This window comes from Halanaerobium kushneri (assembly GCF_900156285.1).
GTDB classification, from domain to species: Bacteria; Bacillota; Halanaerobiia; order Halanaerobiales; family Halanaerobiaceae; genus Halanaerobium; species Halanaerobium kushneri.
On record NZ_FTNC01000020.1, the window covers coordinates 1 to 14,239 of the forward strand.

The following is a 14,239-nucleotide window of genomic DNA, read 5'->3' on the forward strand; positions in this document are numbered from 1 at the left end:
AATTGAAGTTTTCCATAAGACAATTAAGTATGAGAATGTCTATAGAAAAGAAACCTATCAGAGCTTTTATGAAGCCAGAGAAGATATAGAAGATTTCATTGACTATTACAATTCTGAAAGACTGCACCAGGGTGTAGATTATGTAACACCAGATCAAAAATATAACGGTAAAGCTGATGAAATTATAGATGAAAGAAAGAAAAAACATCAGTCAGCTATTGATAGAAGAAAACGACTCAATCGAAAGAGAAAATCAACTGCTGCATAAAACACCTCGGACTACAAAAGTATTTTTAAAATTTACTTGACTTTTCAGAAACAATGCAATTATAATCGTCATCAGCGTAAAACAGGAGAAAAATATTACCGACACTATTTTAAAAAAGCCAGACTTGTTAAGATAAATGAAATTATAAAGGATTATTATTACTTACTAAAAAATACAATTAGAACATATAAATTTATTGAAGAAGAACAGTATCAATATTTATTAGCAGAGGCTGTAGAAAAATCAATTGATATAATTAATCTGCATGAAGATAATAGAAAAGAATATATTAAGATGATAAAAAAAGCAGCAAAGACCTTAAAAAATAAATTAAGTAAAATTAAGAAAGCTTATCCAGGTAAAGTTTTTTTTACTGCGAATTCTCATCTGGATGTGGCTTTTAAATGGCCAATTAAAGAAACTATTAGAAAGTGTAAAAGAACATTTTCAACAGCGATTGAATTAATGGATCAATATGAGGATGTTTTTTATCTTCAGAGTCAGCCTTTATTATATAGTTTTGTTAAAAATTATTATCCTGATCTTTTTGAAAAAATTAAAGCAAAAGCAGCTGAAGGTCGATGGGAGCTGATTGGGGGAATGTGGGTTGAACCTGATGCAAATCTACCCTCTGGTGAATCTTTAGTTCGTCAGCTTTTATACGGTCAGAAATTTTATCAGGAGGAATTTGGCCGGGTACCAGAAATATGCTGGTTGCCAGATACTTTTGGTTTTACAGCTTCTTTACCCCAGATATTAAAAAAATCAGGTATTGACTACTTTGCTTCAGCAAAAATAAGACAGAACACTACTAATGAATTTCCTTATAATGCATTTCGCTGGCAGGGGATAGATGGGAGTCAGGTTTTATCTTATTTTGCTACTCAGAGTTCAACTGCTGAAATTGAAGCAGAAAAGATTTATCAAAGCTGGCACAAGTTAAAAGAAAACAAAATTATGGATAAGTCCTATTTTATCTATGGTTATGGGGATGGAGGTGGCGGTGCAACTTCAGAAATGCTTGAAAATTTAAAGGCAATTAAAGCTAATCCAGTTTTACCTGAAGTTGAATCTGGAAAAATTGCAGATGATATTGCCACTTTAGATTCGATTACAGATGATCTACCTCTCTGGAATGGAGAGATATATTTTGAACGCCACCGCGGAACTTATACTTCCCAGGCTTTAATTAAAAGGTATAATAGACGGCTTGAATATTTATATAGAGAGGCTGAAATAGTCTCCTCACTGGCAGATATAACTGGAGCAGAAATTGATTTATCAGAGCTGGAGAAGGGTTGGAAAAAATTATTGACAAATCAATTCCATGATATACTGCCTGGCTCCTGTGTTAGAGAAGCAGTTGTAGATGCTTATAATTATTATCAGGAAGCTGAAGAAATTGCAGAAAAATTAATTAATGATTCTTATGATTATTTAAGCAGTCATACCAGTGATAGTAATGATGAATCAGAACTTTTTGTTTTTAACCCTTTTAGCTATTCCAGAGATAATTTGATCAGTCTGAGTCCAGAACAGATTGAAGAAGATGATAAGGATATAAATTCTCTGATTACAGAAGATGGTGAGATTATTGAGCTTCAGAAATGTGATAATAAATATTATTTTAGAGATTTGATTCCAGCAATGGGATATAAGAAATATAAATTAAGTAATATTGAAAGAGGAGAAGCGAAAATAAATGATACTAGTAAATTCAGTCTGGAAAATGAGCATCTTCGTTTAGTTATTAATCAAAATGGTAACCTATGCAGTATTTATGATAAGAGAGTTGAACGAGAAATAATTGAAGCTGAAGAAGCAAATATATTTGAATTATTTAAAGAGAAACCCTGTTATTATGATGCCTGGGATATCAATATTAAAGAATCTGATAAGGTAATTATCAATAATGTACAGGAAATATATTATAAGGAACAGGGTCCGGTCTATAATTCAATTTTAATCAGAAAAAAATATAATAATACAATTATAGAACAGGAAATAATCCTGAGTGAGAAGAGCAGTCGGATTGATTTTAAGACAAAAATCAACTGGCAGGAAAGGCAAAAATTGTTAAAGGCTTCTTTTCCAGTTGATTTAAAAAATGCAAAAGCAAATTATGAGATAGCTTTTGGAAATATAGAAAGATCGACCACCAATAATACAAGTTGGGAACAGGCACAGTTTGAAGTTTATACACATAAATGGGCTGATCTTTCAGAATATAACTATGGTGTTAGTCTTTTAAATGACTGTAAGTATGGTTATGATATTAAAAATAATGTGATGAGAATTACTTTACTAAAGGGAGGACTTTATCCAGATCCAAAAGCAGATTTGGGAGAACATGAATTTACTTATTCACTCTATTTGCATCAGGGAGATTTTAGGGAAGGGAAGACAATAGAAGAGGCAACAAATCTTAATGCTCCTTTAAAAGTCAGATCAATTACTCATAAAATTAATGATCAGCTGCAGAATTATTCTTCCCTGTTGAATATTGAAGGGGATAATTTAGTTCTTGCAGCTTTCAAAAAAGCAGAAAATAATCAGGGATATATTTTAAGAGTTTTTGACAGTTATGGTCAGAGATCAGTCAATAAGATATCTATTTTTAAAGAATTAAAAGAGGTAAAAGAAGTTAATCTGATGGAAAAAGAATTAAATTCTGAAAGTCAGGTTAATATAAAAGAAGATAGTTCTTTTACTTTTGAAATCAAACCATATGAAATTAAAACATTTAGACTTACTTTCAAAAAATAAATTGAGGTGAAAAAAATTGAGTAAAATTAAAGCTATTTTTTTAGATTTAGGTGATGTAATTATGGAAGAAGCAACAGAAGTTAAGGATGCAGAAGGAGTTACTTTAAGAGCAGATCTGATCCCTGGGGCTAAAAAGGCAGTAAAGAAAATTAAAGATATGGGATATACTCTGGCTCTTGTAGCAGATACTTATGTGGGAACTTATAATAATGTTTTAAAAGCACACGGTCTTTTTGATGTTTTTGATGCTTTTGCAATTTCAGATGAGGTTGGCTGTTTAAAACCAGATCCAAGAATGTTTAAAAAAGCTTTAAATGATCTTGAGATAGCTGAAAAAGATTATAATAGGGTGATTATGGTTGGTAATAATTTAGAAAGAGATATTTTGGGAGCAAACAGGGTTGGACTGATAACTGTTTGGACTAACTGGAATGATGAGGATGGGTATAAAGAAAAGCCTGAAGTAGAACTTGAATTTCCCGACTATGAAATTGGTACTTTAGATGAAATTATTCCTTTATTGACTAAAATTGAAGAAAGTGTCTAATCATGAAAAATAATAAAGAGCCTGAAATTGCCAGGAGGTATGCGCCCAGAATATTTTTTGATGAGAATGAACCTTTTTTACCTTTATATGTCGGTTATACTGTGGTCCGGGGGGAAGAAATTGATTCTCCCTCCTTCAGCCGCAAACTAACTCCACCTAAAAATGGAATGACAATTGAATATGCAATTTACTGGGACTGGGATATTGGTCATCACTATGATCTGGAACACCTCTGGGTCCATGTTAATCAGAAAGGAGAAGTTATTTCTTTTGAAGGGAGTGCCCATGGGCTATATATTAATCTCTGGCCTTCTCCACCTGAATTAGAAGCCTTGATTAAAGCCTTAAAAAATAAAAATAGGAAAAATAAATACTGCCCGGCTGAAAAAGAATTTAACTTCCCTAGAATTTATAAAAGTGGTGAGGGATTACTTTGTTATTCTCAACCCGGAAAACATGCTTTTGCCCCTTCAGCTGACTGGTACAGGCAGCAGCAGGAATTTGTTACTGCTGAGTGTAATCAGAGAGCGGGTCAGGCAGCGACAATAGGTGGAGTTTATGGAGATAGTTTATTAAACAAGTATAGAGACTGTGAGGAACTGGCTAGAGATTATTTGAAAAGATCTGCCTTTAATCCAACTTTAAACTTTAATCAACTTATTGACTTAAAAACTGATGTAGAACTAATGAGCTGGAAAAAATTATATAAACTTATTCCAGAAAGAATAAATTATTGGATGCAGAGACTTAAAATAGATAGTAAAGAAGATGAGTAATTAAAATACATAAATGAGGTGTTTATTTTGATCAATCATTATCAAAAAGTACTGGCTAGTGCTGATTCGCTTGTGGCTGATTTATTAAAAATGCAGGTTTTAGATAAAGGAAAAAAGGGTTTTGGAGGCCTGCAGGCTTTAGAAAGCAGACTGGTGGCCCCAAAGTTTTCAATATATGGACTAAAGGCAATGCTTTCTGCTTATTATAATCAAGATTCTGTTTACTATCAGGATAATGGGTTATTTAAATCTATAGAAATGCTTGTAGATTATATAGGGAATGTTCAGCGGGAAGATGGAACTTTTGACTTGTTAACAGTGAATTTTTATTCAAGTCCAGATACCGCATTTATGGTTCAGAGACTCTGTATATCACATAAATTAATTACTAATTTTGGGGAAGATAGTGCTAAAGAAATAAAAAATCAACTGGAAAATATTATTAATAAAGCTGCCTATGGAATGGCTGCAGGAGGTTTTCATACTCCTAACCACCGCTGGGTCATTGCTTCAGCCTTAATGATGGCCTATAATATTCTGGATATAGACGAATTTAAATTAAATGCAGAAAAATATCTGGGTGAAGGGATTGATTGTAACCAGGATGGGGAATTTACTGAGCGTTCGACCGGTATTTATAATGTAGTAAATGATAATGCCTTAATAATTCTAGCAGAGGAAACAAAAAACTGGGAGTTATTGGACCATGTTGAGAGAAATCTAAAAATGATGTTGAAATTCATTGAACCCGATGGAACTATCTATACAGGTAATTCCACCCGCCAGGATAAAGGAGAAAAATACTATCCGGATAATTATTATCACTTATATTTATATATGGCTGCTCGATTGAATGACAAAGAATTTTCCTATATGGCTGAGACAATTATCGAAAGACATAATAGAAATACAGATGTCCAGTCCTTTGCTCAGTCTCTCTATTTATTTATGTTTAATCCAGAATTAAAAAATTTTTCTGTTCCAACTCAGGAAATAGAAGAAGATTATGAAAAGTTTTATCAGCAGTCTGGAGTTTTAAGAGTGAGAAGAGATGATATGAGCTTTACTTTAACAGAAAATAGTACTCAGTTTTTAGAATTTAAAGCTTATTCTTTACCTCTTGCTTTAAAATTGAGTGCTTCATTTTTTGAAATTGGTCAATTTAACTTAAATAAAGTTGACAAACAGTGGCAGAGAGAGTGTAAAACCAGCAAAATAGAGAAAAACAATGACAGCTATCAGATGAGATTTCACGCCCATGGTACTTATTATCTACCATTTGAGGAAGAACAGGAAATTGAATGGGGTGAAATGAATTATGATCAGCGAAAAATCGGCAGAGAGGTTGATTTATATATTAATCTCAATTTTAAAGAAATTGAAGCTGGTATTGAAGTTACAATTGATACAGATGGCTGTGATCAGGTTCCATTGAAAGTAGAGTTTATTTTGCCAGCAGACTCAATAATAGAAGGAGACTCATTTTTAATGAAGGGTAAAGCCGGCAGCAGTTTGGCTGCAAAAGAGGGAGAAATTAAAATTACTCAGGGTACTGATACTATACTGCTTGATTCATCTTTTGCTGAGCACCTTTATACTGAAGATATGCGCGGGACTGAAGCAATGAGTGAACATCATTTTACTATTTTTTATACAGCTTTTACCAATCTGAAAAAGTCTTTTAAAATTAAGAAACTATAAGGAGTTCAAATGCTTGATACAATATTAAAAATAATTTTAAGTCTTATAATGGCAGGGCTGATTGGTTGGGACCGGGAAAAACAGGGGAGGCCAGCAGGGTTTAGAACCCATATTTTAGTAGGTATTGGTTCTACAACCATTATGATAGTTTCAATTTTGCTTTACCAGAGCTTTCCGGCCGCTGATGCTGATCCAGGAAGAATAGCTGCTCAGGTGGTAAGTGGTGTAGGTTTTCTTGGTGCAGGAACTATTCTGGTGAGAGGTTCTAATGTCAGAGGCTTAACTACTGCTGCCAGTCTCTGGGCAACTGCAGCAATTGGTCTTGCTATTGGTGGAGGATTTTACTTTCAGGGAATTATAACCACTCTGGTAGTTTTTATCGCCCTATATTTTCTATCCGATATTAAACAGAGTGACAATAAAAGAACAGATCAGCAGTTAATCTGTAGAACCAACGATAAACATCTTGAAGTGTACAATGTGCTTTATGAGAGTATGGAAAAAAATAATTTTAAAATTAAATCTATCAAAACCTACAGAGACTCTGAGTCCAGTGATTTTATTATTGACTGCCAGTTCAGTACCAGACAGAAAGAAATAAAAAAAATTAATTCTATGTTGATGAATTTAGAAGTAATCGAAGAGGTTACTTTAACATTTAATAAAAAGTAGAGGAGATGCCAATGAGAAGAAAATTAGATTTCAGTTCAGTAGAAAGTTTGGAGAAATTATTGGAATCCAGTAATCTGGAGATTAATTTAGAAAAAAATTATGATCCAATAAGAGAAAAATTGCTAATTAATAATAGAGAAATAGATAATCGACTGGCAGTTCATCCAATGGAAGGAGCAGATGCTGAAATGGATGGAACACCTTCTAAACTTACCAAAAGAAGATATTTGAGATTTGCCAGAGGTGGAGCTGGTCTGATCTGGATGGAGGCAGTTGCAGTAAATGATAATGGGAGAGCAAATGATAAACAACTATTTTTAAATGATAAAACTCTAACTGCTTTTAAGAATTTAAATAAATTAATCAAGGAAGAGGCATCAAAAAAAAATAATAATCCTTATCTGGTGATTCAGTTAAGTCATTCAGGTCGTTTTGGTGAAAAAAACAATATTATATTTAGAGATGAATGTCTTGATCCTATTACCTTTTCTGAAAACGATTTCCATAAAATGAGTGATTCTGAATTAGAAAAGTTAAAATATGATTATTTAAAAGCAGCCCGTCTGGCAAAAGAAGCTGGTTTTGATGCTGTAGATATAAAAAGCTGTCATCGTTATCTACTGTCAGAAATTTTGGCTGCCCATAAAAGAGAGGGTAAATTTGGTGGCAGTTATCATAATAGAACAAGATTTCTCAAAGATGTAATAAAACTTGTCAAGAAAAATGTTGAGATTGATCTGGCGGTCAGACTGAATATTTATGATGCTATTCCCTATCCAGATGGCTGGTCTACAGATGATAGGGGAAAAGCAAAATTAAATGAATCTAAAAGACTTTTAAAAGATTTGGATCAGCTTGGGGTAGAAATTATTAATGTAACAGCAAGTACACCCTATTTAAAACCACATATTAATAGGCCCTTTGATAAAGGTAATTATAAATCACCTGAAGAGCCTTTAACAGGAGTAATTAGATTAATGAAGTTAAATAAATTTACTCAGGAAAATTTTTCGGGTACAGTAATAGGTACAGGCTTTAGCTGGTTCAGACAGTTAGCTCCAGATATTATTTCGGCCATGATCAAAAATGGTTGGATAACTATGGCTGGATTTGGTAGGATGGCATTTGCATATCCAGATTTTGCTCAGGATATAATTGAGAAGAATGAACTGAGTTCTCAAAAAGTTTGTATAACTTGCAGTAAATGCGCAGAATTAAAAGCTGCTAGAGAAAATTCCGGTTGTGTAATTAGAGATCAGGAAGAATATCTCCCTTTATATAAAAGTTTAATACAAAGAAAGAAATAAAATATGTTAGCAACAGATACCTAAAGATTTGCAATAATAAAAGCAGTAATCTCAAAGCGAAAAATCGATTATTATTGTATAATTGATTATAGATTTAATTTTCGAATAAATTGAAAAATATTTAAAGTTATTTACATTAAATTGGGAGGAATAAAAATGTATTATACTGGTTTTACTGATGAAGCAGCAGATTCTATGGAAAAACAGATAGAAGTTACCAAAGAACTGGGCTGGGATTATATAGAATCTCGCAGTATTGATGGTACAAATCTCACCGATATCAGTGACGAAAAATTTGAAGAGGTATATCAGAAATTAAATGCCGCCGGGATTAAAGTCAACTGTTTTGGCAGTGCTGTTGCCAACTGGGGTAAAGATCCCAGAGATGAAGAATCTTTTAAAAAGAGTATGGAGGAACTTAAAAGAGCTATCCCCAGAATGCAGAAACTGGGTACTAAAATGATTAGAGGAATGAGCTATGGTATTCCAAAGGATCTCTCTCCAGATAACCCTGAGCTGGAAGCAAAAATAATTGAACATTTAAAAAAGATGGTCAAAATGTGTGAAAAGGCAGGAATTATCTATGTACATGAAAATTGTATGAACTATTTTTCCCAGTCTTATGAGAAAATGGATAAATTACTTGCAGAAATTAATTCTCCCAATTTTAAAATTGTTTTTGACACAGGCAATCCTCTGATGGCAGACAATAGGATGGGTGAGCCCCCTTATGAAAAACAGACAACCTGGGGAGCTTATCAGCATTTAAAAGATAAAATTGCCTATGTGCATATAAAAGATGGAGCTTTTGTTAAAAAAACTGAAGGTATTTTTCCGGAAATGAATTATTGCTATCCTGGTGAGGGAAATGGTGAAGTAAAAAAGATTGTCAGAGATCTGCTTAAAGGCGGTTATGATGGTGGTTTCTCTATTGAACCTCATATGGGAGCTGTTTACCATGAAGATCGTAATGATAATGAAGCAAATGCAAAATATAATACTTATTTAGAATATGGAAAAAGATTTATGCAGTTAATGGAAGAAATCAGGCGTGAACTGAAGGAGGAATAGAGAGCAGATGGAAGAAATTAAGCTTGGAATTATCGGAATTGGAAATATGGGCAGCAGTCATGCTAAATCTATATTAGAGGGCAGGGTGAAAAACGCCAGGCTGACAGCTGTCTGTGATATTGAACCTGCCAGACTTCAATGGGCTGAAACTAATCTGGGAGCAGAAGTTGAATGTTTTTCTGATCAAGAAGAATTTTATCGAAGGGCAGATATTGAGGCAGTCTTTATTGCTACCCCCCATTATGATCATCCTCCTTTAGCTATAAAAGCTTTTGAAAAGGATCTCCATGTTCTAATTGAAAAGCCGGCTGGAGTTTATACAAAAGCAGTAAGAGAGATGAACGAAGCTGCTCAAAAGACAGATAAAGTTTTTGGTATTATGTATAATCAAAGGACAAGAGCCATTTATCAAAAACTTAAAGACCTTGTTGACTCTGATGAGCTGGGTGAAATAAAAAGAATAAACTGGATAATTGACTGGTACCGTTCTCAAAGCTATTATGACAATGGCGGCTGGAGAGCAACCTGGGAAGGTGAAGGTGGAGGAGTTTTATTAAATCAAGATCCCCATCAGCTTGACTTATGGCAGTGGATCTTTGGGATGCCGAAAAAAATAAGAGCTTTTGCTGAAAACGGTAAGTATCACCATATTGAAGTAGAAGATGATGTTACAGCTTATTTAGAATATGAGAATGGAGCTACCGGGGTCTTTGTTACTTCAACAGGGATAGCTCCGGAAACAAACCGTCTTGAGATTACAGGGAATAAGGGTAAGATAATTGTAGAAAATGATGAGATTATCTTTAGAAGATTAAGAACTCCGGAAAGAGAATTTAATGCAGAGTTTAGAGGCGGGTTTGGCAGACCAGAGTGCTGGGAATGTGAAGTACCTGCTCCGGGTGAAGATCCTGAACATGTGGGTATTTTAAATAACTGGATAGATGCAATTATAAATGGAACAGAATTAATCGCTCCTGGAGAAGAAGGGATTAAAGGATTAACAATCTCCAATGCAATGCATCTTTCTTCCTGGACAGATGACTGGGTTGAGCTGCCTATAGATGAGGTTTTATTTAAAAGAAAACTAGATGAAAAAATTGAAAGATCTACTTTTGTTAAAGAAAGTACAGAAGTAAAAACAATGAATGTTGAGGGAACATTTTAAAAGTATAATATTAATTTGATGTTTGAGTACAAACTTAATTTTTAGAAGGTGACTCTAAATGAAAAAATTAAAATCAGCAATTATTGGTTGTGGAAATATATATAAAGTTCATGCAGATGCTCTGCAAGAGCTAGAAAATGCAGAATTAAAATATGTTGTTGATATTAGAGAAAAAAGAGCTCGTAATGCAGCGGAAGGATATAATTGTGATTATATAATTGAGTATGAAGAGCTTTTAGATAAAAAGATTGATGTGGTTCATATCTGTACTCCCCATTTTTTACACAGCCCAATGGCTGTAAAATTTTTAGAAGCAGGGGTCAATGTTTTGGTTGAAAAACCTCTGGCTTTAAATTATAAAGAAGGTAATAAAATTATTGAAACTCTTAGTAAAAGTCAGACAAAACTGGGAGTCTGCTTTCAGAATCGTTTTAATAATAATAATCAGCAGGCTAAAAACATACTTGAAAGTGGCAGACTTGGTAAAATAAAAGGTATTAAAGGTTTTGTGACCTGGCATCGTGATCAGGAGTATTATCTTAAAGATGATTGGAAGGGGTATTATAAAACTGAAGGCGGAGGAGTTTTAATCAATCAGGCAATCCACACTCTTGATTTAATGCAGTGGTTTGTTGGCCCTGTAAAAGCTATTAAAGGTAATGTTGATACTAGAGTTTTAAATGAAATAATAGAGGTGGAAGATACAGCAGAAGCAACTTTATATTTTGAAAACGGTGCAGTTGGAATTTTTTATGCAACTAATACTTTTAGTCAAAATAGTCCGGTGGAAATTGTAATTGATTGTGGAAAAGGAAGCTTAAGACTTTTTGACGATCAGTTATTAATTACTGATAATAAAGAAAGTAAATCCATTATTAATACAACCAGTGGAGGAAAATATAAATCATACTGGGGAAACAGTCACTATAAATTGATTAAAACTTTTTATCAGGACATAATTGCAGGCTATTATACTGAAACTGTAAATGCTACAGAAGGTTTAAAAACATTAGAGTTAATCCAATATATAAACCAATCAGCAATTAATCAGAAAAAGTGTTATCTATCAAATAATTAATTTAATTTTACTAAATAAATTGTTTCTTCCTTGGGAAAGCCCTGTTCTTTTTAAATTTAGAAGAACAGGGCTTTCAATTAAGTAGTTAAAGAATTTATAATAATTATTGTAAAAAATCATGAGGATGTGATAATTATGAATTTTGATAAGTTAGAAAACAGTTATGATCTTCAGCTGTCAGACTGGGGACCCTATACAAAAAAATACCTTGGTATTTCACATATAGCTGACCCCAAAAAAGGGATTCGATTCGACCTCAGTGTTTTTCCCGGTTATTATAGAAGAAAAGTTAAGATTCCTAATGTAAGATGGGAATCTGATTATCATCCTTGGGAAGCCGCCTCTGATTTAAGATATTATTCTAATCGTCATCAACTGGAATGGAAGGATCAGCTTTATTGTGATATTTCTTATTCAGAAATTGATAGTCAATCAAGATTGATTAGATGTAATTGTGTTAATCAAACAGACTCAATTCAGAACATCGTATTACACTTGATGGGATATATTAATTATCCTGACAGAGAATCATATAAATTAGATGCTGAAGTTGATTTTGTTTGGATAAATGCTTTAGATTATAATGAACTAAAATATTCGAGTCCGGAACCTCAAGATAATTTAATGCCTGATGGTTTATTAAGGGGAGAGGTTCAAGATGCTGAATTTGTTGATGGTACAGGATTGGGGCGTAATTTTGGTAAGGATTTGGGCGACAGAGCAAATTATAATTTTAAATTAGAAAAAGATATAGAAGATGCTGTTTTGATTATCAGATATAAAAATGAATCAGAGCAGATTCTTACTTTAAATTTAGAAGGTATAATAGAAAAGGAAATAGAGTTTTCACCTGCTAATAATGTAGAGATTAAAAATATTCAGCTTAAGAATCTTACTAAGGGTGAACATAAAATCAAATTAATATCTACTGGCGGTGCTGAAATAAAGATAGACGGTTTCTTAATAACTACTCTTGAAGATAGAAACAGCATTAATTTTATCCCCCAAAAAAATAATGTAGTTCCTGAAAATATAGAAAAAGTAACAAACAATTCTCTTTTGATAAAATACGAAAACATTAATCAATATTATGGACTTAAGTGGTCTTATGAAGATTTTGAAATAAGAGAATTTGAGACTAATAATTTAGATACTTTTATGAAGGAAACAGTTCATGACCATGTTTCAAAAAAATTAGTAGACGATGAAAGTGAAAAGACAAAATCACACTATACAAATGTCTTTCTGCGCCCTATCACTATAGAAGCTAATTCGAATCAAATTATATATGGTATGGTTTGTAATGGGAGCCGCCAGGAGGTTGAAAAGTATTTAAAAAACTTTAAATCAGATAAAAAAAATATGGATCAAATATACAATAAAGCTCAGAAAAAAATATTTAATTTTGATCATAAAGCTGAAGGTGAAAAATATAAGTTTAGTCAGCAGAAAATGGCTGCAACAACTCTGACAAATATAGTCTATCCCACATATATTAGAAAGGGATATATTAAACATTATCCTCCAGGGCGCTGGTGGGATTCATTATATACCTGGGATTCTGGTTTTATTGGTCTGGGTTTGACCGAACTCGATGCAGAGAAGGCTGTCGAATGTCTCAATACCTATTTGACTGATCCGGGCGATCAACATTCAGCTTTTATTCATCATGGGAGTCCAGTGCCAGTTCAGTTTTATTTATTCTTAGAATTATGGAATAGATTACGTTCAAAAAAATTTTTACAGTATTTTTATCCACGTTTAAAACAGTATCACCAGTTTTTAGCTGGTAGATGGGGCAGTTCAACCACCAGGAAATTAAAATCAAATCTTTTAAAAACATGGGACTATTTCTATAATTCTGGTGGCTGGGATGATTATCCAGCTCAGGTCTATGTCCATGAACAGAACCTGGAAGATAGAGTGGCTCCTGTAATAAATACCGCCCAGGCAATACGAACTGCTAAAATATTAAAAATGGCTGCCTATGAGCTTGGTCTGAAAGCAGATATAGAAGAATTTAATCAAGATATAGATATCTTTACTAAGTCTCTTCAAAAACATTCCTGGGATGAAGAATCTGGTTATTTTTCCTATGTTATTCATGATCAAGATGGAAAAGCTAAGAAGATTTTAAAAGATAAATCAGGTAAAAATTATAATATGGGACTGGATGGAGTTTATCCACTTGTAGCAGGAATTTGTAATCAAGAGCAGGAAAAAAAGTTAATTAATAAATTGTTTTCTAGAGAAAGAATGTGGACAGAAATTGGAATCTCTACAGTAGATAAGAGCGCTCCTTATTATAAAAATGATGGCTACTGGAACGGTTCAGTCTGGATGCCTCATCAATGGTTTATCTGGAAAACAATGCTGGATTTAAATAGAGCTGATTTGGCCTATAAAATTGCAGTTACAGGTCTAGAACTCTGGAAGAAAGAGGTAGATAAATCATATTCTTGTTTTGAACATTTTCTCCTGCAGTCAGAACGAGGAGCGGGCTGGCATCATTTTGGTGGACTTTCGACACCTGTATTAAGCTGGTTTGCGGCTTATTTTACCCCTGGGAAATTAACTACAGGTTTTAATGTTTGGGTTATCAGCCAGGAATTTAATGACAAGAACAGCTCACTGACAGCCCGACTTAGAATATTTGATAATAATGACGGAGTAAGTATTATTGTTTCCCTTAATTCAGGTAATTCGTATAGAGTCACCTGGAATGGAAAGACTATTGAATATCAGAATTTGAAACCTGGTCTGTTAATTATAAAAATTCCTGGTGGTTTATTAGAAGGAGAACTAAAGGTTATCCATTAATTTGTTTAATCTATTATATATAAGAGGATTCTTAACCAGATTATAGAATTATATTTAAGTAGCCTATA

At 33.2% G+C, this 14,239-nt stretch carries 11 protein-coding genes; all 11 read left to right on the top strand.

The features are described 5' to 3' along the window. Positions 1 to 268: integrase core domain-containing protein (locus tag BW929_RS11560; protein ID WP_143414041.1), on the top strand; the 268-nt coding region annotated here is incomplete at its 5' end. A 36-nt stretch (positions 269 to 304) separates the two neighbouring features. Continuing rightward, the gene (locus BW929_RS11565) at positions 305 to 3,034 is read left to right on the top strand and encodes an alpha-mannosidase (protein WP_076545650.1); all 2,730 of its coding nucleotides are present in this window, start codon (positions 305 to 307) and stop codon (positions 3,032 to 3,034) included. Between the two features lie 16 nt (positions 3,035 to 3,050). Then, a complete protein-coding gene (locus tag BW929_RS11570; RefSeq protein WP_084566197.1) occupies positions 3,051 to 3,581 on the top strand; it encodes an HAD family hydrolase in 531 nt (176 codons plus the stop codon). A gap of 2 nt (positions 3,582 to 3,583) precedes the next feature. Then, entirely contained in the window at positions 3,584 to 4,357 is a 774-nt protein-coding gene (locus BW929_RS11575; protein WP_076545651.1) for a hypothetical protein, read from the top strand. A gap of 27 nt (positions 4,358 to 4,384) precedes the next feature. After that, a complete protein-coding gene (locus BW929_RS11580) occupies positions 4,385 to 6,058 on the top strand; it encodes a hypothetical protein (protein ID WP_076545652.1) in 1,674 nt (557 codons plus the stop codon). 9 nt (positions 6,059 to 6,067) lie between these two features. Further along, entirely contained in the window at positions 6,068 to 6,730 is a 663-nt protein-coding gene (locus BW929_RS11585) for an MgtC/SapB family protein (RefSeq protein ID WP_076545653.1), read from the top strand. A gap of 11 nt (positions 6,731 to 6,741) precedes the next feature. Beyond that, a complete protein-coding gene (locus BW929_RS11590) occupies positions 6,742 to 8,037 on the top strand; it encodes an oxidoreductase (protein WP_076545654.1) in 1,296 nt (431 codons plus the stop codon). 156 nt (positions 8,038 to 8,193) lie between these two features. After that, positions 8,194 to 9,108 (top strand): sugar phosphate isomerase/epimerase family protein, encoded by a 915-nt coding sequence (locus BW929_RS11595; protein WP_076545655.1) that lies wholly within the window; start codon positions 8,194 to 8,196, stop codon positions 9,106 to 9,108. Between the two features lie 7 nt (positions 9,109 to 9,115). After that, on the top strand, positions 9,116 to 10,273 hold the full coding sequence (locus BW929_RS11600; protein ID WP_076545656.1) for a Gfo/Idh/MocA family protein: 1,158 nt from the start codon (positions 9,116 to 9,118) through the stop codon (positions 10,271 to 10,273). Between the two features lie 58 nt (positions 10,274 to 10,331). After that, positions 10,332 to 11,351 (top strand): Gfo/Idh/MocA family protein, encoded by a 1,020-nt coding sequence (locus BW929_RS11605; RefSeq protein WP_076545657.1) that lies wholly within the window; start codon positions 10,332 to 10,334, stop codon positions 11,349 to 11,351. A gap of 135 nt (positions 11,352 to 11,486) precedes the next feature. Continuing rightward, positions 11,487 to 14,171 carry an MGH1-like glycoside hydrolase domain-containing protein gene (locus BW929_RS11610; RefSeq protein ID WP_076545658.1) on the top strand — a complete coding sequence of 895 codons (2,685 nt, stop codon included), beginning with the start codon at positions 11,487 to 11,489 and terminating at the stop codon, positions 14,169 to 14,171. Positions 14,172 to 14,239 lie beyond the last annotated feature (68 nt).

Excerpts from the sequence above, each read along its gene's own strand:
- BW929_RS11590 (WP_076545654.1), top strand. The coding sequence starts at position 6,742 with ATGAGAAGAAAATTAGATTTCAGTTCAGTAGAAAGTTTGGAGAAATTA.
- BW929_RS11600 (WP_076545656.1), top strand. The coding sequence starts at position 9,116 with ATGGAAGAAATTAAGCTTGGAATTATCGGAATTGGAAATATGGGCAGC.
- BW929_RS11595 (WP_076545655.1), top strand. The coding sequence starts at position 8,194 with ATGTATTATACTGGTTTTACTGATGAAGCAGCAGATTCTATGGAAAAA.
- BW929_RS11610 (WP_076545658.1), top strand. The coding sequence starts at position 11,487 with ATGAATTTTGATAAGTTAGAAAACAGTTATGATCTTCAGCTGTCAGAC.
- BW929_RS11575 (WP_076545651.1), top strand. The coding sequence starts at position 3,584 with ATGAAAAATAATAAAGAGCCTGAAATTGCCAGGAGGTATGCGCCCAGA.
- BW929_RS11605 (WP_076545657.1), top strand. The coding sequence starts at position 10,332 with ATGAAAAAATTAAAATCAGCAATTATTGGTTGTGGAAATATATATAAA.
- BW929_RS11585 (WP_076545653.1), top strand. The coding sequence starts at position 6,068 with ATGCTTGATACAATATTAAAAATAATTTTAAGTCTTATAATGGCAGGG.